Source organism: Legionella sp. W10-070 (assembly GCF_900640175.1).
GTDB lineage: Bacteria > Pseudomonadota > Gammaproteobacteria > Legionellales > Legionellaceae > Tatlockia.
The window spans coordinates 1-20,000 of the sequence record NZ_CAAAJC010000032.1; the positions used below are offsets into that span (position 1 = coordinate 1).

The window sequence follows — 20,000 nt, forward strand, 5'->3', positions numbered from 1 at the left end:
TCAGCGTCGTGCCTACGGATTTAGAAATTTTGAAAACTATAGGTTAAGGGTTAAAGTTTTGTGTTCTTGATTAGTGCCCCCGGATTTGGGGAAGAGCCTTGTGTTCTTGATTAGTGCCCCCGGATTTGGGGAAGAGCCAATCACTGTTTATTATCGTTATGAGTTGGTATTTATTATTTCTGAGTGCCCCATCAGTGCCCCTCAGAGGTCTTCAAATTTTTGGAACTACTCTTAACTACTTGATTTTATTGGTGGGCCCACTAGGACTTGAACCTAGGACCAACGGATTATGAGTCCGCTGCTCTAACCAACTGAGCTATGGGCCCGAAGAGATGCAATTGTAATGGCTATAAGAAATTTTTACCAGAAAAATTTTTATTTTTAGTTAAGATTCTTAGCCACCTTCATACTTACTTGGCTATTGTTTTACAGATTCAACCATCGCTGGTTGAACCTGCCTGAGTCGTTGCATAGCTTAACTTTCATCACCTTCCAGGAAGCTGCGGAGCTTCTCTGAACGGGATGGGTGACGTAGTTTGCGTAGTGCTTTGGCTTCAATCTGACGGATTCTTTCTCGTGTGACATCAAATTGCTTGCCAACTTCTTCCAGCGTATGGTCGGTATTCATTTCAATACCAAAACGCATGCGCAATACTTTGGCTTCGCGCGGGGTTAGCGTTTCAAGAATTTCTAACGTTGCTTCACGTAAGCCTTCAGCAGTCGCCCGGTCAATGGGCGATTCGATGTTACTATCCTCAATAAAATCACCCAGATGAGAGTCATCATCATCACCAACGGGTGTTTCCATGGAAATAGGTTCTTTAGCGATCTTTAATACCTTATGTATTTTATCTTCGCTCATATCCATTTTTTCTGCTAATTCTTCAGGTGTAGCTTCCCGTCCTGTTTCCTGTAAAATCTGACGTGAAATACGGTTGAGTTTGTTAATTGTCTCAATCATATGAACCGGGATACGAATGGTACGTGCCTGATCAGCAATTGAACGGGTTATGGCTTGGCGAATCCACCAGGTTGCATAAGTGGAAAATTTATAACCACGGCGATATTCAAATTTGTCGACCGCTTTCATCAGGCCAATGTTACCTTCCTGGATTAAATCAAGGAATTGTAAGCCACGATTGGTATATTTTTTTGCAATAGAAATCACTAAACGCAAATTGGCTTCAACCATTTCTTTTTTGGCTCTTCTTGCTTTTGCTTCGCCAATAGACATCTTTCGATTGATGTCTTTAATTTCGCTGATACTTAAACCAAATTCCTCTTCAAAAGATGCCAACTTAGCTTGCAGACTTTGGATTTCTTCCTGATATTCATCAATGCGAGTGAGGTCCAGTTTTTTTGCATGTTTACTGACCAGGGTTTTCAACCAGGTTGCATCCGTTTCCTGACCGGGGAATGTGTCAATAAATAGCTTACGGGGAATTCGTGCCTTTTCTATGCAAAGGCGCATTACACTGCGTTCAAATTCGCGAATATGGTTACGCAACTGGCGAAAGTGGCGCGTGAGGCGATCTACCTGTCTTGAAGTTAATTTTAACTTAAGGAATGAATCGGACATGATCTCCAGCAGTTCGACAGTTTTAGCTGCTGTGCGACCATATTTTTTTAGGGCATCCATCGCCTTATGAAAATTCTCTCTGAGTTCATCAAAATAAATTTGCGCTTGTTCTGGGTTTGGCCCTTCTTCAGCATCACTGATACCACCACCTTCTCCATCCTCATCCTCACCTTCTTCAACAGAAGCTGATTCGGCAACAAGTGCGTCCTGTTGTGATTCTTCAAGCATGGAACCAATACTGGCTGGGGGTGCTTCCTCGTCAACATCAGAAAAGCCACTGATGATTTCACTTAAGCGCATCTCTTCAGTTAATACACGGTCGTAATCTTCTAAAACTAACTGGACAGTTTCGGGATAATGTGCGAGTGACTTAAGAACCTGATAGATCCCTTCTTCAATTCGTTTGGCTATCCGAATTTCACCTTCGCGTGTTAATAGCTCAACCGTACCCATTTCACGCATGTACATGCGCACCGGGTCAGTTGTACGCCCTGTTTCTTTATCTACAGAAGCAAGGACAGCTGCTGCTTCTTCAACATCATCTGCGTCAGGCGCCTCTGCAGTATTTCCGAGTAGTGCCAGTTCGTCTTCACTTGGAGGAACCTCGAATACCTTAATAGTCATGCCCTCGAGCATGGAAATAATAACATCAAAGTGTTCTGTATCAACAATGTTAGGTAACAAATCATTGATCTGAGCATAAGTGAGGTAATTCTGTTCTTTACCTAATCTGATGACTTTTGTGATTTGCGAGTGTTGTTGTTCTTGATCATTCATGGTCATAGGCGCTTATAGGTGAGGTTAAAGCTACAAAAAGGTTTTGATTATAAACCTGCAATAATAAACATGCCAGTATATTTTGCATTATTTTTTATCATCCATTATTTGATGCCTTTGTCTTAGCATTTCTTGCAATGAAAGTTTTTCTGTTATAGTTAAGCCCTCATTACGCGATTTTGCAATGTATCGGTTTATTTTATTTTCCAAGTTCTGTTTTTGCAAAAATAAAATAATGTCCACAAACTCTTTTGCTAACGCTTGTTCCGGCACTTGATGTTCCCAGCCGGCTAACTTAACAAGCGGTACAAATAGTGATGTATTTCGCCATTTTTCAATTAGGGTTGCTGTATTCGCTTCCTGTGTTTGTGCAAGCTGATGAAGCAGTTTTTGTAAAATTTCCTGTCCTTTTCCATCCAGCAAGTCAGGATTGACCTGGTTTTTGCAAGCCGCATAAATTTCAGGGTTCTGTATAAGTATAGCAATTGCAAGGCGGATAGGGGAACGGGCGATTGTTTTAGTGACGTTTTGTATTTTTTTGCTGGGTTTATCATGAATAAGCTGTCTAAGGCGGTGGCTCTCTATGTGGGTTAAGCGTGCCAGCTCGTCCAGCAGTAACTGGGTATAGGAGCCTTCTTGCATTTTGAACAGGTACGGTTTGGCAGCATTAACCAGTTGGCTTTTTCCTGAAAGGGTAGAGAGGTCGATTTCTTTGGAAAGAGTATCAAGAAGGAATTGGTTAAGCGGAGTGGCCTTCTGCAGTCGCTCATTAAAATTGACGCTGCCTTCTTCACGAACGAGGCTGTCAGGATCATGGGCTTCAGGTAAAAAGATGAAACGGGCATCAAGTCCGGTATTAACCTGAGGCAGGCAGGCTTCCAATGCTCTAAAGGCGGCTTGTCGGCCAGCAGTATCGCCATCAAAGCAAAAGATTAATTGTTTGGCATACTTACCTAGTAATTGTATATGATAGATACTTGTTGCAGTACCTAACGTTGCAACGGCGTTGTTAATGCCATGTTGTGCTAATGCGATGACGTCCATGTAACCTTCTACGATCAGGATCGTATGAATCGATTTATGTTCTTGCAAAATCTGATGTAGCCCATATAGTTCGCGGCTTTTTTGAAAGAGAACCGTTTCCGGTGAGTTTAGGTATTTAGGTTTCTGTGTTGCATCAATGGCCCTTCCGCCGAACCCGATAATACGTCCGTGCCGATCATGAATGGGGAACATAATGCGATGTCGATAGCGGTCATAGGTCTTGCCATCCTTTTGAATCAGCATACCTGTTGCAATCAATTCATTTTTATAGCGTTTAAATGATGCTTCGAGATTTTGCCACCCCGCTGGTGCATAGCCTAGCTGATAGCGTTTAGCAATTTCCCCGCTCATTCCTCGCTGGCGCAGGTAATTAATTGCTGCCTGGCCTTGGGATTTCAGTGTTCGCTGATAAAGTTGACTGACCTGCTCCAGTAATTGGTATAAACTGACGGATTGTTGATTCTTATCGGTATTCCCTTCTCGAGGCACGGACAAGCCTAATCGGGAAGCCAAGGTTTCTATTGCCTCGACAAAGCCTTGATTAAAATAATTCATGGCAAAGCTGATGGCATTACCGCTGGCACCGCAGCCAAAACAATAATAAAATTGCTTTTTCGCGATAACGTTAAACGAAGGGGTCTTTTCATTGTGAAAAGGACAACAGGCAACAAAACCGCTGCCACTTTTCTTCAAGGGGACATAACTGTCGATGAGCTCAACGATATCAGTTTGGTTAAGCAGTTCATCAATGAATGGCTGTGGAATTAAGCCAGACATGGTATGGTTAGCTCAGTTTGGCTTTTACCATTGCACTGACTTTACTCATATCAGCCCGTCCTTGCAGTTGAGGTTTCAAGATGGCCATAATTTTACCCATATCGCTCATCTTCTCGGCCTTTACCTCGGTAATGGCATCCGCTATCAGGGTTGTTACTTCAGCTTCAGAGAGCGGTTCAGGCAAATATTGATTGATTACATCCAGCTCAAACTGTTCCTGGGCGACTAAATCATTCCGGGCGGCTGCTTCAAATTGAGCAATTGATTCTTTACGCTGTTTGGCAAGCTTATCAAGAATAACCAGCATGCGTTCATCATCAACTTCAATGCGCTCGTCTACCTCAACCTGCTTGATTGCAGCGGTAACAAGACGTAGCGTGTCCAGTTTCATTTTATCTCTGGCACGCATAGCATCTTTTAAGTCAGCATTGATACGCTCTTTAATGGTCATCATGATTATTTGCGTCTACGCTTGACATTACGACGAGCAGATAAATCACGGGAAATTTTCTTAAGATGACGTTTCACAGCTGCAGCTTGCTTACGTTTACGCTCAGCAGTTGGCTTCTCATAAAATTCACGGCGGCGTAACTCGGTTAATATCCCTGCTTTCTCACAGGAGCGTTTGAAACGACGTAGTGCATATTCAGGATTTTCGCCTTCTTTCACACGAACGGTAGGCATTAATTGTTTCCTCTGGTTTAATTTAACATATAGGTTGGCAATTCTAGTGCCAGTTAAGGTAATCGTCAAGTTTAATGTGGGCAGAATTCCATGAAACGATTGACATTATGCTAGTATCATTTGAAACTTGTCGCTTTCGTAATGTGAATAAAGCAAATTCTTTAATTATCATTATCCCTGAAGATTCCTTTGTTAGAAAGTATAGTTTATCGTGGCTGGGGGTGTTAATGATTTGTTTCCTATTGTAGAAAAACCGGTGAACAGAAGTCAGAGATTTAAGTAATGCGTGTATTAGGTATTGAGTCATCGTGTGATGAAACAGGTATAGCAATCTATGATTCTGAGAAGGGGTTGTTGGCACACGCTCTTCACTCACAGATTGCTACCCATCAACGTTATGGGGGTGTTGTGCCAGAATTGGCTTCACGCGATCATGTGAAATATATCGTTCCTTTGATGGATGAAGCCTTAAGGCAGGCGAGTATCGGTAAAGAAGAGATTGATGCTGTGGCCTATACGGCTGGACCAGGACTGGTTGGAGCCTTGTTAACGGGTGCTTGTTTCGCGAAAGGGCTGGCCTTGGGTCTTAATGTCCCGGCAATAGGCATCCATCACCTTGAAGCTCATTTGCTGGCTGCCAAACTTGATTCGCAGCGGCTTGATTTTCCTTTTCTGGCCTTATTGGTTTCAGGCGGCCATACCCAACTTATTGAGGCACGGGCTTTAGGAGAATATCATTTAATAGGTGAAACCCTGGATGATGCGGTGGGGGAAGCATTTGACAAAACAGCGAAGTTAATGGGATTGCCCTATCCAGGGGGGGCTATTTTAGCCGCTCTTGCTGATGAAACCCTTGCCGATCGAAGAGAGCTTCCTGCATTTCCACGTCCGATGACTGACAGACCCGGCCTTGATTTCAGCTTTAGCGGGCTTAAAACCCATGCGCTAACAGTCTGGAACAACAGTGTAAAGGATGATGATACCCGAGTCGCTGTGGCAAAAGCATTTCAAGCGGCCATTGTAGATACTTTGGTAATCAAATGTAGACGGGCAATCAAGCAAGTTGGTATCAACCGTTTGGTGGTGGCAGGCGGAGTAGGTGCTAACCGGGCGTTAAGGACGGCATTGGTTCAATTAGTCAAGGAGATGGGGGGAGAGGTTTATTTTCCACGTCCGGAATACTGTACCGATAACGGTGCAATGGTGGCTTATGCTGGCTGCCTGCATTTGCTTCAAGGCGAGCAAGATAAGGAGCTGGCCGTGGAAGTGAGGGCGCGCTGGCCCTTAGCCTAGTGCCTGCTATTTTGCTACTTCTGTCGTCGCTTGCGCAGGCTGTTAGCATAGTCAAATTTTGGCATTTCGATATGAAAGGTTATGGCCATTACCCGAGTCAGGAAAATAGTAATTAAAGTAACTAAGACATTGATATTCTTGGGTACATGGAGATGAGTTAACAAAATAAATAATAAGGCTCCGGCCAAGGCGATAACCGCATATAATTCTTTACGAAGAACCAGAGGGATATCATTGCAAAGTATATCGCGTAACATGCCGCCACAAATTCCTGTTATCATGCCGCTGAGCACGGCAATACTAGGCGATAAACCACTGGCGAGAATTTTTTGAGTGCCGATGATAACGAAGGCAGACAATCCCAAGGCATCAAGGATTAGAAATATTTTCATAATTCGTGCCAGGGAATGGGCAATAAAAATTGTTAAGAAGGCGCAGCCTGAAGTATAAAGAAGGTATTCCGGGTGGGCTACCCAAGTCAGGGGATGAGTATTAAACAGCACATCGCGGACAGTTCCTCCACCCAAAGCAGCGATACAGGCGATTAGCATTACTCCAAAGAAGTCCATTTTCTTTCGGCCTGCTGCGATAGCCCCGGTAATTGCTTCTACACAAATACCCATAATAAAGAGATAATGCAATAACATAGACTTTATTTTTGTACTTAAAAAATGCAATTATACCACTGTTTTATCTACCTGGCGAAATATATAATCAATACGCTAGGCTTATAGTAACCTTTCAAATAAGGAATACCAATGAATGACGAAGCCCATACAGAGTCTACTTTTTTAGAAGCGGTAGATAAAGATTTACAAGGCAATATATTGCGTCTGGAACAGAAGCTGAAAGGACTGCAGGCGGAGATTAGTGCCAAACTTCATGCTATATCACTTGACGCAGAGTCTTCTCAGGAACAAAAGGAGCGTTTACTGACATTGGCAAATGAGGTTGATAGAGCTGTAAACAGCCTGCAAACCTTGGTGAATATGGTCATTGCCGATGATTTATCTAATGAGGAATTTTTGCAGATTAACCATGATAGCCTTGAAGATTTGCGTGAGATGTTTAAAGACAGTGCGGATAAGATTTCCAATCTAAAAGAAAAACTTTAATGCCAGATTGAGTGGCAAGAAATGACAATGAATGCTTGGTATAATCCTTCGCAGATGGTTTTCCCGTTATTTTATTTGCAACAAGACAATGTCTGAGAGGAAATTAAAACAGCTATATAGTCTGATGATTTCGTCTTGCAGTATCTGCAGTTGTAGTTGACGCTGTCTGCCTGCAGTAGTTATGATTCAGGCAACTTGATTAGTGGTTGGATTAGAGAAGTGAACGAACTTAGCGAATTGCTCAGGCCATCATGGGGATCCGAACAATGGATTTTAGAAGGTTGGAACCAAATTTCAACGGAGGAAAAGACGCTCATAAAGGAGCGGATGGCCAAGCTGTTCAAACAAGGCCTTCCCTTTAAATTAAAGCATGATAAGTTGCTTTATATCTATGCTTTTTCAATGCTTGCCCAACTAGAGGTTCTCGCAATTCAGGTTCCATTGAAGTTCGAAGATAAAATGTCAACACCTGAACATAAGCAACGCATGCGCATGCAGTTGCTGGATGAAATTTTTCATGGCCTGGTGTTTACCAAAATTGTCTATTTGCTATGCGAACCACATGCGTTACCGCCGGCATACAATGACAATATAGAAATATTGTGTAATTTTATTCGCCACGAAGAATGCCCAAAGGTGGCAGTTGTCTTACTGAATTTAATTGGCGAAGGGTGGATTGAAGAGATTTTTAAGAGTTTTCAGCGTGCGGATATTGCTCCTGAAGTCTTCACCACAATTATTGATGACGAACACCGCCATGTCTGTGAAGCTGATCTTTACCGGGATATTGGCCTGCCTGATATTAACCTTGTCCGTGAGAAGCTTGAATTTCTGGAAAAGCAGCTTTTAACCAATATATTTTTACAATATAAATACATGTTATCGATATCAAGTTTGTTAGGTATCGATGGGGCGCTGGATTTTTTGCGTTCATTAAATGACAAGCATACTCAGCAGTTGGCTAAAATCGATTTAACGCCCAGTGAAAACTGGCTTTTCTTCATGAAGGTAGGTGAGGAGCTTTTCCCAAGAATACAGCACTACTCCCAATCAAATTATGAAGTGGAAATGACGCCTATTCGTAAGGTATTTATGACTCAATGGGGCAATCCCAGTGATCCGACGATGGTGGGTCAGTTTAATATTAATGTGACTTGTCTGGATTTCTTTAATAAACGATTTCCCCCGGAAACACTAACCACGTTAATGATGCAGGCGATTAGTAAGGAACTAAGTGAGCATGATGCTTTTCGTTCCTTTCTAAACCATAAAAAATTTTACCATAGTAAAGAAGCCTATGTTGGGCTTATCATTAAATTACCTGATTGCCAGGATCACATAGGAACTATCGTTTTTGAAAATTGCCATCAGTTAACTGTGCAGCAACTGGCTCTTAATATTAGAAATATCATCAAAATGATGGTCTTTTGTTTCAAAAAACGAGAGCAGCTGGAAAAGGAGCACCCTTTTCTCAGAGAGCTTATAAACGATGCCTTATATGAATTTGTTAATGACTATTATGATTACCCTATGCCGGGGAATTCAGTTGTATCGGTCAGCAATATTGGATTTTGTGGTTATGCACAGGCTAAATCACCATTGCGAAGTAATGAAGCGATAAAATTTACTTTATTGGAAGTAGAGCGTAAGCCAGTTTGGAATCAAAAGACGCAAACTTTTGAGCCGCAAGACATGCTGCCTGTTTCAATTAGTGCCGATCACCGTGTTTTTGATGGTAATTTGCCAGTACCCAAGATGATTGCCAGTGATTTTAATTATATGTTTGAAAAAATGATGCAGGAAGCCTCTGTTCCGGTGAGGGCTCCGCAAAATCCGGAAGGAAAGTTTATCAAATTATTTGAACAATTATTGGCAAATAATCTGGAATTAGGATACAAAGCTCTTCTTGCCCTGCAAACTTATTGGGTAGATGCCCTGAAACTTGAGGATTTACTAAATAGTAATTTAGCGAGAAAAATGGCGGCACATTTCAAATAAGTATCAGGCTTTGTCCTCGCTTTTGGCCGTTGATGCGGTTGATTGGCGAGCTTAAGATGATTATCGTCAAAGGGCAATAGCTAATAAAAAGAGAGCGGTTAATGTGATTAAGCCCAAGCTTAAATTGCCTCCTGGAACCAGGCAAATACCGCCATCAGGCTCGATTTTTCGAACACGCCAGGTCATTATGGCAGGTAAAAGCAATAGCAGAATGACGCAACAAACGCCTGCATAGCTTAAGGCATGCAGATAAATGCCAGGATTAACCAAAACCACAGCCAAGGGAGGGACGAAGGTTAAGGCCAAGGTCCATTTCCCCTGAAGACCTGATTTTTTTAATGTTAAACCGTCAGCCAGGAAGTCAAATAAACCAATTGACACACCCAGGAAAGCAGTTACCATGCAAATAGAAGTGAAAAAGCTGAAAAAGCCGGTTATCCATTGGTTGTGAACGGCGCCGGATAATGCATCGGTCAAGCCACTGGTCGCATGTTCAGTGGTCATTAAAGCAATTAGTCCGTTACTTCCCTCCCGTTGGACTACTCCCATGATGACAGCATCCCATAGGATATAGCAGGTTAAAGGAATTAAAGAGCCAAACAGGATGACTTTGCGTAGGGTTTTAATATCATCGTTAAAATATTCACGTAAACTGGGTACTATGGATGCGAAACCAAAGGAGGTCACTAAAATCATCAGGCTACCAGTTATCGCTTTTAACGACCCTCCGCTGAGACTTGCTATGTTAATGTGGGGACTGATTACAATGACTAACAAGAGGTATACGCCCAGTTTACCAAACATCAGACCACGATTTACATAATCAACGGCACGAATACCTGCATAGACCACCAGACTGAAGATCAGGGTAAACAGGAGAGAGGTATAGCTGCTGGGCAACTTGATGTGCGCTTTTAGCAATATGCCGTTTAACACATCGCTTCCTCCTGAAATATAAGCTGCCAGCAAGGTATAAAGAAGGAAGAGATAGGTAATCCAGGCAATAATTTGTCCTGGCATCCCCAAGGTTAGCTTGGCCATGGAAACCATATTGCTTCCTGAAGGCAAGCGTAAATTTACCTCAAGGATCAACAAGGCTCCTATCGTCATTACCAGCCAGCAAAAAACCAAAAACAAAATGGAGTTACTAAAACCAACTTCTGCGGTTGACACAGGTAAGGCAAGCATCCCGCCACCTATAGAGGTGCCAACAATAAGCAAAATACCGCCAATAAATTTTGAAGAAGGCACAGGTATGTCCGTTTAGCATAAAAATTAAACAAAATGATAAGTTACAAGGCCTCCCAGTGTCAATAGCCTTGTTATTTATCCCCAAGGGCGATTAGCTGTGCGACTTTTCTAGTACCGTTTCCATTTAATTTTGACAGGTTGTTTGTCATTCCCGCAAAGGCGGGAATCCATTTTTAAGGCGCTCCGTGCTATATCCTGCATGGATCCCCGCCTTCGCGGGGATGACAAGAAACAGAACAATTTGCACAAGACAACCTGTCAAAATTAAATGGAAACGGTACTAATCCAGGGTTTCACTTTTAATAATACGCAATGTTCGAGGCTCATCACCCAAGAAAAACGCCCTGTTAATCATGCCCTTTATCGCCAACTATTTTCAGCTTTCTGAGCTATAGACTCTAGAATACATAGTTATTTAAGTAATTGCCAACCCGCATTTAACAATAACACAAGAGAAAAGAGAATCACGAGCCATTGAGATATTTTTCCTCCAGGGACTAAATACCTTGGGAGAAATTTTTTCCTGCCATAAACAGTCATTAATGCTGGCAAGAGTAACAGCAAAATGACACAAAAAATGCCGGCATAGTTTAAGGCGTGAATATAAGCCCCCGGATAGTAAATGACAATAAGAAGAGGAGGCAGGAAGGTCAATAAAAATAAGCCCAATCCCTGATATCCACGTTGCTTCATGTTAAGCCCATCTGCCAAAAAGCTGATTAGACAAAGTGCCACTCCCAAAAAGGCCGTAAGCATGCAGATAGAAGTAAAGAAATTAAAAAGAGAGTTAATTACCGTGTTTTGGACGGTTTCTGACAGGATAATCGCCAGCGCACTTGTGGGATGTTCATCCTGCATTAAGGCTGCCAGGCCTTTTTTCCCTTCTGTTGGCAGGCTGCCAATAATGACGGCATCCCATGCCAGATAACAGAGCAGGGGAATCAGTGAGCCGATAAGAACGACCTTTTTTAACGCCTTAATATCGTCATTAAAGTAATCACGTAAATTGGGAACAATAATCGCAAAGCCAAAAGAGGTAATCAGGATCATGACCGTACCCACAATATAGTGATAATCACCGCCTTGAAAATGATCCATTTTAATATGGGGGGCAATGAACACTACCAGGATGAAATAAGCAGCTAATTTGCCAAACATAAGCCCGCGATTTAATAAATCTACCCGACGAATCCCGCCGTAAACCACAAGCCCGAAAAGAAGAGTAAATAGGGTACTGGTCTGCCATTCATTCAATTCAATGCCCAGGTGGCCAAATAAACTGCCAAAAACATCAGCCCCTCCGGAAATGTAGGCAGAGAGCAGGGTATACAGTAAGAAAATATAACTTAACCAGGCAATAACAAGTCCTGGATTTCCCAGGGTGGATGCAGCCATGGAAACCATATGTTTACCGGGTGGCAGGTATAGATTTGCTTCTAATATAAAGAAAGCGCCCAATGTCATGGCTGCCCAGCAAAGCAATAGAAAAAAGGAAGACTGCCAAAAACCTGTTGCCGCGTTTGCCACTGGCAAAGCCAGCATTCCTCCGCCAATAGACGTACCTACGATTAACAGAACACCACCAATGAATCTGGACTTCATTATTATTACACCTAATCAGTTAGCAACCGCCTGAAGCTTACTTTATATACCCTACGAGTGGCACAGGCCGGGGGGCTTGGGCAACCGCACAGTTATAAAATAATTGAATCTCCAGGCGGCGATTTTGAGCACTGCCATGAATGAGCTTGTTATCAGAGACCGGATGCTTATCACCATAACCCTCGGCATTTAATCGTTGGGCAGCGATATTATTTGCCCATAGGAAGGTAAGCATCGCTTCTGCCTGGGCTTGCGTCAGTTTTTTCTTATGGTAGCGAGAGCCAACATCATTGGTAAAGCCGGCCACATAGATTGGACAGGGGGGGAACATTTTAATTAATTTAATCATATCAGCTAAACCGGCAAAGCAAAGCTGGTTGAATCTTGGACTGTTAAACATAAAATAGCGATCAGTAGGAACAACAAGCGTTACCGTATCGCCATATTCGATGTACTGAATCTCACGTTGCTGCAGTTCGTTAATGACTGCCCGTTTGCTATCTTTGTAAAGCCCAACCCCTGCACCAACGGCAGCCCCAGCCACTGTACCTGCCAGGATGGGGCCGCCTGCCAGTGCCATTGCGGCCGTACCAGCAACTGCACCTTGGGGGGTTGTTACATAGACGCGGTGATAGGGCTTAAAATTATTATAAGGAGGATGATAACAACCACTTAACGCCAAAGACAAAAAGCTGATAAAGGCCAAATGCCTACCAGGGCTTTTGCAAACCATTCCGACTCCTTACATTAATGAATTTTTCCATTATTAAGCATCCATATTTATTTCGCAATCAACAGTTAATGTTTTCATGAAATTGCAACAATACGGACGGAAGCAAGGGGGAAATAATTTATAAAACACTACGCAATGCTCCTCGTTTTAGTTATAGTAGTGATTGAATCAATGATTGATAAAAATTAGCTTCTCATGAGAGACAAGCCACACTTTTCTTTTCCATTGTCATTGGGAGCATTGGGGGTCGTTTATGGAGATATCGGCACCAGCCCTCTTTATGCTATCCGTGAGACACTAAGTGATCTGCCGATTAACATCGTTGATGTTTTAGGGGTTTTGTCATTAATTTTTTGGTCATTAATCATCGTTATTTCCATCAAATACCTGATCTTTGTGTTTCGTGCCGATAATGAGGGAGAAGGGGGAATTCTTGCTCTGCTGGCTTTATTGAAGCAGAAAAAAACAAAGCATGAGCATCTTTTTTACCTGTTAGCTATTTTTGGTGCCGGACTGATTATTGGTGATGGGATGTTGACACCGGCTATTTCCGTAACTTCTGCCATTGAGGGGCTGGAGACCATTTCCCCCAAATTTAAGCAACTTATTGTGCCGCTGTCCTGCACTATTTTATTTATACTTTTCGTAAGCCAATCCAAAGGGACAGGTAAAATAGGCAAAGCATTTGGCCCTATTATTTTACTGTGGTTTATTACCATTGGTGCCTTGGGCCTCATTGGAATTATGCAAAATCCGATAGTACTTGGGGCCGTTCATCCTTATTATGCTTTTGATTTTTTACATACGAATGGATTGAAAGGTTATTTCCTACTGGGCGGGGTTTTTCTGGTAGTCACAGGCGGAGAGGCGCTTTATGCAGATATTGGTCACTTTGGCAAGAGTCCAATTCGCTACAGTTGGTTTTTTGTTGCCTTACCTGGTCTGTTATTAAATTATTTTGGCCAGGGCGCAAATCTCCTGCAACATCCTGAGGCAATTACAAATCCTTTTTATCTGCTTGCCCCAACCTGGTTCTTTATCCCTTTACTGATACTCTCGACCACCGCGACGGTGATTGCTTCACAAGCCGTCATCTCTGCAACATTCTCTATCACTAAACAGGCGGTCTTACTGGGACTTTACCCCAGACTGCCAATTATTCAGACCTCAACGGAGCGGGCTGGGCAAATTTATGTTCCTCAGGTTAATTTTTTTCTGCTTATCGGAACTTTGATTCTTATTTTCACCTTTAAAAACTCCAGCGGTATGGCTCATGCTTACGGAATTGCTGTTAACCTGGACATGCTATTGGTGACGGTTATGGTGGCTTATGCTGCCAGAAAAGTCTGGCATTGGCCTCTGCTTCAGGTGATTGGTATTTTTAGTCTTTTCTTTTTTGTTGATTTGACTTTTTTGGGTGCTAATTCATTTAAATTTTTAACGGGTGGTTGGGTTCCAGTCCTATTCGCGTTGATAGTCGCTATCATCATGTTTACCTGGAATAATGGCATGCAGTTTTTGCGAACCTGCTTCTATATGCAAAAGGAAGATATTACCAAAATTATTAAGCAACTTCGCTATAAAGCACTAAATCAGCTGCCTGGCATTACCGGGATTTTTATTACTGACCCCTATGATCAAAGCGGGGGGAGCTTCCTTCATTTTTTGAAATTAAGCCTTGCGGTTCCTGAAAACATCCTGATAGTAAATTATGTAGTTGAAAATAAACCCTATGTTGCTGAAGACTTCAGGTTTGAGTTGACTGAGTTGGCTTCAAAAATTTATCGGCTCACTCTGCATTACGGTTTTATGGATATTGTGTCTATTCCACGGGCACTGGAGATACTGAATAAGCGACATTTCTTGTCCTTTGAAGTGAACGTTGATACCGCGACTTATTTGGTAGAAATCCCTAATATCATGGCATCAAAAGGTAAAAAGACCTTAATGTTTCATTGGCAAGAGAAACTGTTTGCTTTCCTGATGCGTAATTATTCTGCAAATCTGAATATTGAATTTTATAACTTACCGTACAATAGAACTATTGCCATTGGCACTTATTGTCTCATATAGCTTTGCACCCTTCGGGCAGTGGCTGCTGCGGGATAACAATTTGCACGTTAATCCCCTTGATTGTAGGGCTATTACGCATTTCATGCAGGTAATCAATCAGTGGTACATCCACTACCCGGCCATAAGTGGAAGAGGCTTCTCTGAAAAGAAGAACGCCGTTTCTCCAAAAGGCAAAACCTAAATGAGAGATATTCAAGTTGGTACCAATTACTTTACGTAAATTCCAATCAGGACGGACTATCTCAATAATCGCTGCGTTGGGTATTTGAGCAAATAAATGCCGGTTGGCCTGGCCATTTTTATCAAACAGGGCGGTAAATGGAATGTAGGGGACTTGCGATATTGTTTTGGGCAGGTTAGCTCCCCGGGTTTGTAGCTCCTGTAGCCGTTTTGAGCGTTCTTCTTCATTTTGAGAAATCAGGCGTATATTTTTTATTGTATGATGCGCATACCAGGAAGGCTTGTCAATTAATGTGCTTGCTGTGATTGATACAGGGTTGTTATTCCTGTCTTTGAAAGTCTCTGTAATATCCTTGATAAATCCCTGGGCTTGATTGTTTTTATTCCAATCAATAGAAGTAAAATGATTTCGGCTGGTGTATGTGACCCGGCCATCCTTGTAACGAATTTTGGCCAAACACTGTTTAAATTCTTTTGGATTATTGGCTAGTGCCAGAGCAAGCACCGTTGTAACATAGGTATCACAGTCAAAGGCATCCACTCGATACCTGGGAGCTTGATCAAAGCGGGCTTTAACACCTTCTCCCAAGGCGCCTAAAAGGTATGCTCTGCCTAAAAACTGAGCGCTAATAGTGTCAAGACGAGCAGCCATGTCCAAGTTCGGGATGTCCTGTAATCTGTGGTATAGTTTGGAAATTGTTTCCTCAGTCTGCTGTTGTTTCGGGTGGACATTGGCGTTGGCTACTGAGTTAAGCAGCAAGAGAGTGAAACAAATGAAATAAATTACTTGTTTCATGGTTTTTACGGGATAATGAAATCGATTCATTTTCTTTTTTATTGAAGAGAAATCCTATTTTAACCTGCATTGCTCTTGGGGTACAAGAATGCTTAATATAATTTGGCTTTCGATGCTTTTCCTTTCGGTAATCGTTGGGGTTATTCAGGGACGTATTGATCAGGTTGTTCATGCGGTTACTGATTCTGCGAAGCTTGGATTTGAAATTGCTTTGGCCTTATCCGGCATCATGGCGCTATGGTTGGGAATCATGAGGATCGCCTCAGAATCTGGCCTGGTAGAGCGTTTTGCCCGTGCCTTAAAACCAGTTATGCGCCCACTGTTTCCTGATGTTCCTGTTGAAGATCCTGCCATGGGGGCAATGGTTTTAAATATTGCAGCCAACATGTTGGGGCTTGCAAACGCCGCAACACCTTTTGGACTGCAAGCGATGAAAGAGTTGCAGCGCCTTAATAATAATGCTCAGGAAGCAAGTAATGCGATGTGCACCTTTCTGGCCATTAACACCTCCAGTGTTCAATTAATACCGGCCACAGCAATTGCTTTTCTTGCTGCAAACGGCAGCATGCATCCTGGAAACGTAATTTTTAGTGCACTGGCTGCAACCCTGGTTTCCACAGCGGTAGCGATTATTGCAGTTAAAAAATTAGCCAAACTGCCTGCTTATCGTATCAAGGGGTGATATTATGATCGGTTTCGCTAATCAACTTTCAAACTGGATTTTTCTGACGTTTGTCGTAGGTATCCCGTTATACGGTGTTTTTAAGAAAATCAATGTCTTTGATGTATTTGTTACCGGGGCAAAACAAGGATTTGAAACGGCAATCAGCATCGTCCCTTATTTGATTGCCATGATCGTGGCGATAGGGATGTTGCGCGCCTCAGGTTTTTTTGAGCTTGTAAACAGCTTGCTTGCTCCGGTATTGTCAGCATTGGGAATGCCAGCGGAGTTATTGCCTTTAGCCTTGATAAGACCTTTTTCAGGTAGTGCTTCGACGGGAATAATGGCTGAATTAATTCATGAACATGGTGGAGATTCTCTAATCTCCAAAACCGCAGCTACAATGATGGGCAGTACAGAAACTACTTTTTATGTCGTTGCAGTTTATTTTGGGGCGGTGGGTATAAAAAAAACCAGGTATGCTATTCCTGCTGGATTGCTGGCTGATTTAGCCGGTGTGATTGCCAGCGTAATCATTTGTCATTACCTATTTAAATAACGCCAATAACGCCGTTGAATCCAGATTAGCGTTTTGCCAGGCGTGCTTCCTCAAACAATTTGAGTTGTGATAAAAGCGTGGCCGCATTGGCTTTGAAAGCGACCATCTCTTTAACCGGAATTGGGAAGCCTCTTGGTAAACTAACGGTAGTAGGATTCTTGGGTTGTCGGTTGATATGAAATTCATAATGGCAATGAGGGCCAGTGGCTAAGCCTGTTTGTCCAACATAACCAATTATTTCCCCCCGCTTCACCAGGTCACCTTTCGCTAATCCTTTCTGAAATCGCAGCATATGACCATAAACAGTACTATAAGTATTATTATGGTTTATCTTTATCATATTTCCATAACCGCTTTGGCGGCCAATAATCTCAATGCGGCCGCTGCCTGTTGCCCGGATAGGGGTGCCAATTGGCGCCGCCAAGTCTACTCCTTTGTGTGCTCTCTTATAGTGGAGAATGGGGTGGTATCTGCCAAGGCTAAATGTTGAACTGATATGACTAAAACGAAGCGGATATCGGTCAAAGGCTTTCTTTAAACTGGTTCCCTCCGGACTGTAATATTCTGAATGACCGGCTTTATTGGTATAATGGATGGCCTGATAAGTTCGTTCGCGGTTTTTATAGCTTACCGCAACAATATCACCAGTCCCGACCAGTTTATCATCAATATAAAATGCCTTGTAAATGATAGTAAAGCGATCGCCAGCCCGTACATCTTTTGCAAAATTAATATCCCAGGTAAAGATTTCTGTCATTTGTTGGATAAGTTTATTAGGGATATTATTACGTTTAGCGGTACCATAAAGAGAGCCTTGGATGGTTGCTGTTACATAATGATTATGGCTATCCATTTTTCGTGAATTAATTTTACTTTTATAGTGATCTGCTTCGCGATAAATAACAAGATTTTGCATGCTGGTAAAGGGAACAATCATTTTCTCCAAGGTTTGCTGTTTAATCAGCAACTGCAGCTGTTGATTGGGCTTTAAATTGGTCAGCGCTTTAGTTTGGGGGATATCTTGCATAATGGTTTGCAAATTTTGAGCACTCAAGCCTAAGCGCTTAAACAGGATAGCCAATGAGTCACCGCTTTGTGTTTTGACAGTTTTCCACTCGCGGCCGGGTATCTTTTTCTCCAATGGCGATGTTTTTTGTTCTGGTAATTGGGATGTGGCAATGATTCCAGCGGGCTTTGGCTGCTGCATAAGGTCGGGAGTGACTTTGTCTGTTACGTTTACGTTGAGGCTCTCCGGGGAAGAAGCGTTTCGCTCTCTGGTCAATTGTTGATTTTTAGGCAAGACAGGTGGTGCGGTTAATTTGGGGGCCTCAGCTGCTGATTGCTGGAAAGGAGAATGCGTTTTATGTTTATGCGAAAAAGATTTTACTAAAATAAAGGGCAAAGCACTGGCAATCACCAACGCGATTAAAGCCATGAATTTGGATGGCTTAGCTGAATTTTCTAATGAGACATTGGGTTGTTGATCCATGTTTCGCCTTTACTATTGTCATCCTCGAGAATGCTGTCATTAATCTTAAAAGCCCATAGCCAGGATTGTCTCACGATTAAAACCGCCATACATTTAAAGTTAGGAAGACAATTTTATTCGTGCGATTAAATCAATTGTCACTACTCCTGCTTTTTATCGATTAAATGTTACAGTAAACTTTACAGTCATCTTCTGGTTCTGACCATTTAGTTAAGGTACTTCAACCCAATCCTCTGATTGATGAACAGCCACAACTAGTCATAAACCACAGTGAAGCCTTTAAACTCGAATCTATTCTGATGCTATTCTCTAATCTAGCGGGAATAGAATAACCGGGCTAAGATACTCGCTGTAAGATGTTAGGTCAATCATTAAAAGTAAGGTTTTGTTGTCATGATAATCGAAGAGTCAGTATATGCCGAGATAAAGCGCGGTTGCGAAGAGGTACTCCCTGAGCAGGAATTAGTAAAAAAATTACAAAAAGAACAACCCTTAACAATCAAGGCGGGTTTTGACCCAACTGCTCCTGATTTGCACTTGGGGCATACGGTACTTCTTAATAAGTTGCGTCAATTTCAATCGTTTGGACACAAGGTTATCTTTTTAATTGGTGATTTTACTGCAATGATAGGTGACCCAACGGGTAAAAATGTAACTCGCATGCCGCTTAGTCAGGAAGCGGTGCTTGAAAATGCCAAGACTTACCAACAACAGGTATTTAAAATTCTTGACCCGGAAAAAACCACTATTGCATTTAATTCAGAATGGTTGGGAAATTTAAGTGCGGTAGATTTAATTCGCCTGGCAGCCACTCATACAGTAGCCAGGATGTTGGAAAGGGATGATTTCAATAAGCGCTATAACTCCGGCCAGCCTATTGCGATTCATGAGTTCCTATACCCCCTTATTCAAGGATATGATTCAGTAGTGCTAAAAGCAGATGTGGAAATTGGAGGAACAGATCAAAAGTTTAATCTGCTGATGGGCCGAGAGCTACAAAAGCATTATGGCCAAGAGCCTCAGGTTATTATGATGATGCCTTTAATTGAGGGACTAGACGGAATAAAGAAAATGTCTAAATCATTAAATAACTATGTTGGTATTGATGAGCCTGCTGAAATGATGTTTGGCAAGATAATGTCTGTCTCTGATGAATTAATGTGGCGATATATTGATCTATTAAGTTTTAAATCAGCAAAAGAAATTAATTCTTTAAAAAAAGCGGTAACAGAAGGCTTAAATCCTCGTGATGTCAAAATTGGTCTGGCGAAAGAATTGATTGAGCGCTTTCATGATAAAACACAGGCTGAAATGGCTCATCAAGCGTTCATTGAGCGTTTTCAGAAAGGAGAAATTCCTGAGAATTTAACAGAGCAAACCATTCTTTGT

The 20,000-nt window shown here is 42.2% G+C and carries 17 protein-coding genes and 1 tRNA gene (1 of these 18 running past the window's edge); 7 read left to right on the forward strand and 11 right to left on the reverse strand.

The genetic code is table 11. The annotated features are described in order from the left end of the window. Positions 1 to 249: 249 nt before the first annotated feature. The 5 genes from E1O65_RS11305 to rpsU form a co-directional block, all read right to left on the reverse strand. A tRNA-Ile gene (locus E1O65_RS11305) sits at positions 250 to 326 on the reverse strand. A 149-nt stretch (positions 327 to 475) separates the two neighbouring features. Further along, on the reverse strand, positions 476 to 2,362 hold the full coding sequence (gene rpoD / locus E1O65_RS11310) for an RNA polymerase sigma factor RpoD (protein WP_133133712.1): 1,887 nt from the start codon (positions 2,360 to 2,362) through the stop codon (positions 476 to 478). A gap of 81 nt (positions 2,363 to 2,443) precedes the next feature. Continuing rightward, positions 2,444 to 4,177 carry a DNA primase gene (gene dnaG, locus E1O65_RS11315; protein ID WP_133133713.1) on the reverse strand — a complete coding sequence of 578 codons (1,734 nt, stop codon included), beginning with the start codon at positions 4,175 to 4,177 and terminating at the stop codon, positions 2,444 to 2,446. Between the two features lie 7 nt (positions 4,178 to 4,184). After that, a complete protein-coding gene (locus E1O65_RS11320; protein WP_347400072.1) occupies positions 4,185 to 4,631 on the reverse strand; it encodes a GatB/YqeY domain-containing protein in 447 nt (148 codons plus the stop codon). Positions 4,632 to 4,633: 2 nt separating this feature from the next. Beyond that, positions 4,634 to 4,861, reverse strand: a complete 228-nt coding sequence (gene rpsU / locus E1O65_RS11325) for a 30S ribosomal protein S21 (RefSeq protein ID WP_133133714.1) — start codon at positions 4,859 to 4,861, stop codon at positions 4,634 to 4,636. Between the two features lie 282 nt (positions 4,862 to 5,143). Here rpsU and tsaD point away from each other — a divergent pair, with 282 nt between their 5' ends. Next, complete coding sequence (gene tsaD / locus E1O65_RS11330; RefSeq protein WP_133133715.1) at positions 5,144 to 6,154, forward strand: tRNA (adenosine(37)-N6)-threonylcarbamoyltransferase complex transferase subunit TsaD; 1,011 nt, start codon at positions 5,144 to 5,146, stop codon at positions 6,152 to 6,154. 14 nt (positions 6,155 to 6,168) lie between these two features. On the opposite strand, the gene E1O65_RS11335 is transcribed toward tsaD, so the two are convergent. Beyond that, the gene (locus tag E1O65_RS11335; RefSeq protein WP_133133716.1) at positions 6,169 to 6,801 is read right to left on the reverse strand and encodes a trimeric intracellular cation channel family protein; all 633 of its coding nucleotides are present in this window, start codon (positions 6,799 to 6,801) and stop codon (positions 6,169 to 6,171) included. 111 nt (positions 6,802 to 6,912) lie between these two features. Here E1O65_RS11335 and E1O65_RS11340 point away from each other — a divergent pair, with 111 nt between their 5' ends. After that, complete coding sequence (locus tag E1O65_RS11340; RefSeq protein WP_133133717.1) at positions 6,913 to 7,269, forward strand: hypothetical protein; 357 nt, start codon at positions 6,913 to 6,915, stop codon at positions 7,267 to 7,269. A gap of 219 nt (positions 7,270 to 7,488) precedes the next feature. Beyond that, positions 7,489 to 9,267, forward strand: a complete 1,779-nt coding sequence (locus E1O65_RS11345; protein ID WP_133133718.1) for a 2-oxo acid dehydrogenase subunit E2 — start codon at positions 7,489 to 7,491, stop codon at positions 9,265 to 9,267. A gap of 66 nt (positions 9,268 to 9,333) precedes the next feature. Here E1O65_RS11345 and E1O65_RS11350 read toward each other — a convergent pair whose 3' ends face one another. From E1O65_RS11350 to cmpA, 3 genes are all read right to left on the reverse strand, one after another. Further along, complete coding sequence (locus E1O65_RS11350) at positions 9,334 to 10,518, reverse strand: aromatic amino acid transport family protein (protein ID WP_133133719.1); 1,185 nt, start codon at positions 10,516 to 10,518, stop codon at positions 9,334 to 9,336. Between the two features lie 411 nt (positions 10,519 to 10,929). Further along, a complete protein-coding gene (locus E1O65_RS11355) occupies positions 10,930 to 12,120 on the reverse strand; it encodes an aromatic amino acid transport family protein (protein ID WP_133133720.1) in 1,191 nt (396 codons plus the stop codon). Between the two features lie 37 nt (positions 12,121 to 12,157). Further along, positions 12,158 to 12,853 carry a C-OmpA-like family protein CmpA gene (gene cmpA / locus E1O65_RS11360; protein WP_133133721.1) on the reverse strand — a complete coding sequence of 232 codons (696 nt, stop codon included), beginning with the start codon at positions 12,851 to 12,853 and terminating at the stop codon, positions 12,158 to 12,160. Between the two features lie 195 nt (positions 12,854 to 13,048). On the opposite strand from cmpA, the gene E1O65_RS11365 reads away from it, so the two are divergent. Beyond that, a complete protein-coding gene (locus E1O65_RS11365; protein ID WP_133133722.1) occupies positions 13,049 to 14,926 on the forward strand; it encodes a KUP/HAK/KT family potassium transporter in 1,878 nt (625 codons plus the stop codon). Here E1O65_RS11365 and E1O65_RS11370 read toward each other — a convergent pair. Beyond that, the gene (locus E1O65_RS11370; RefSeq protein WP_242601597.1) at positions 14,919 to 15,902 is read right to left on the reverse strand and encodes an N-acetylmuramoyl-L-alanine amidase-like domain-containing protein; all 984 of its coding nucleotides are present in this window, start codon (positions 15,900 to 15,902) and stop codon (positions 14,919 to 14,921) included. The genes E1O65_RS11365 and E1O65_RS11370 overlap by 8 nt on opposite strands. An 88-nt stretch (positions 15,903 to 15,990) precedes the next feature. Here E1O65_RS11370 and E1O65_RS11375 point away from each other — a divergent pair, with 88 nt between their 5' ends. Continuing rightward, positions 15,991 to 16,584 (forward strand): nucleoside recognition domain-containing protein, encoded by a 594-nt coding sequence (locus E1O65_RS11375; protein ID WP_133133724.1) that lies wholly within the window; start codon positions 15,991 to 15,993, stop codon positions 16,582 to 16,584. Between the two features lie 4 nt (positions 16,585 to 16,588). Further along, complete coding sequence (locus E1O65_RS11380; RefSeq protein ID WP_133133725.1) at positions 16,589 to 17,122, forward strand: spore maturation protein; 534 nt, start codon at positions 16,589 to 16,591, stop codon at positions 17,120 to 17,122. Between the two features lie 25 nt (positions 17,123 to 17,147). Here the strand turns inward: E1O65_RS11380 and E1O65_RS11385 are convergent, their stop codons facing one another. Next, a complete protein-coding gene (locus tag E1O65_RS11385; protein ID WP_133133726.1) occupies positions 17,148 to 18,611 on the reverse strand; it encodes a peptidoglycan DD-metalloendopeptidase family protein in 1,464 nt (487 codons plus the stop codon). Positions 18,612 to 19,004: 393 nt separating this feature from the next. On the opposite strand from E1O65_RS11385, the gene tyrS reads away from it, so the two are divergent. Next, positions 19,005 to 20,000: the 5' portion of a tyrosine--tRNA ligase gene (tyrS, locus tag E1O65_RS11390; protein WP_133133727.1), read on the forward strand. Its footprint extends 210 nt past the window's final position; only the first 996 of its 1,206 coding nucleotides appear in the window; the start codon lies at positions 19,005 to 19,007; its stop codon lies off the right edge, out of view.

What these genes read in the sequence shown, in the direction of transcription:
- dnaG (WP_133133713.1), bottom strand. Translation starts at nt 4,177, where the DNA reads ATGTCTGGCTTAATTCCACAGCCATTCATTGATGAACTGCTTAACCAA.
- E1O65_RS11380 (WP_133133725.1), top strand. Translation starts at nt 16,589, where the DNA reads ATGATCGGTTTCGCTAATCAACTTTCAAACTGGATTTTTCTGACGTTT.
- E1O65_RS11335 (WP_133133716.1), bottom strand. Translation starts at nt 6,801, where the DNA reads ATGTTATTGCATTATCTCTTTATTATGGGTATTTGTGTAGAAGCAATT.
- cmpA (WP_133133721.1), bottom strand. Translation starts at nt 12,853, where the DNA reads ATGGTTTGCAAAAGCCCTGGTAGGCATTTGGCCTTTATCAGCTTTTTG.
- E1O65_RS11370 (WP_242601597.1), bottom strand. Translation starts at nt 15,902, where the DNA reads ATGAAACAAGTAATTTATTTCATTTGTTTCACTCTCTTGCTGCTTAAC.
- E1O65_RS11365 (WP_133133722.1), top strand. Translation starts at nt 13,049, where the DNA reads ATGAGAGACAAGCCACACTTTTCTTTTCCATTGTCATTGGGAGCATTG.
- rpoD (WP_133133712.1), bottom strand. Translation starts at nt 2,362, where the DNA reads ATGACCATGAATGATCAAGAACAACAACACTCGCAAATCACAAAAGTC.
- E1O65_RS11340 (WP_133133717.1), top strand. Translation starts at nt 6,913, where the DNA reads ATGAATGACGAAGCCCATACAGAGTCTACTTTTTTAGAAGCGGTAGAT.
- rpsU (WP_133133714.1), bottom strand. Translation starts at nt 4,861, where the DNA reads ATGCCTACCGTTCGTGTGAAAGAAGGCGAAAATCCTGAATATGCACTA.
- E1O65_RS11320 (WP_347400072.1), bottom strand. Translation starts at nt 4,631, where the DNA reads ATGATGACCATTAAAGAGCGTATCAATGCTGACTTAAAAGATGCTATG.
- E1O65_RS11355 (WP_133133720.1), bottom strand. Translation starts at nt 12,120, where the DNA reads ATGAAGTCCAGATTCATTGGTGGTGTTCTGTTAATCGTAGGTACGTCT.
- E1O65_RS11385 (WP_133133726.1), bottom strand. Translation starts at nt 18,611, where the DNA reads ATGGATCAACAACCCAATGTCTCATTAGAAAATTCAGCTAAGCCATCC.
- tsaD (WP_133133715.1), top strand. Translation starts at nt 5,144, where the DNA reads ATGCGTGTATTAGGTATTGAGTCATCGTGTGATGAAACAGGTATAGCA.
- E1O65_RS11375 (WP_133133724.1), top strand. Translation starts at nt 15,991, where the DNA reads ATGCTTAATATAATTTGGCTTTCGATGCTTTTCCTTTCGGTAATCGTT.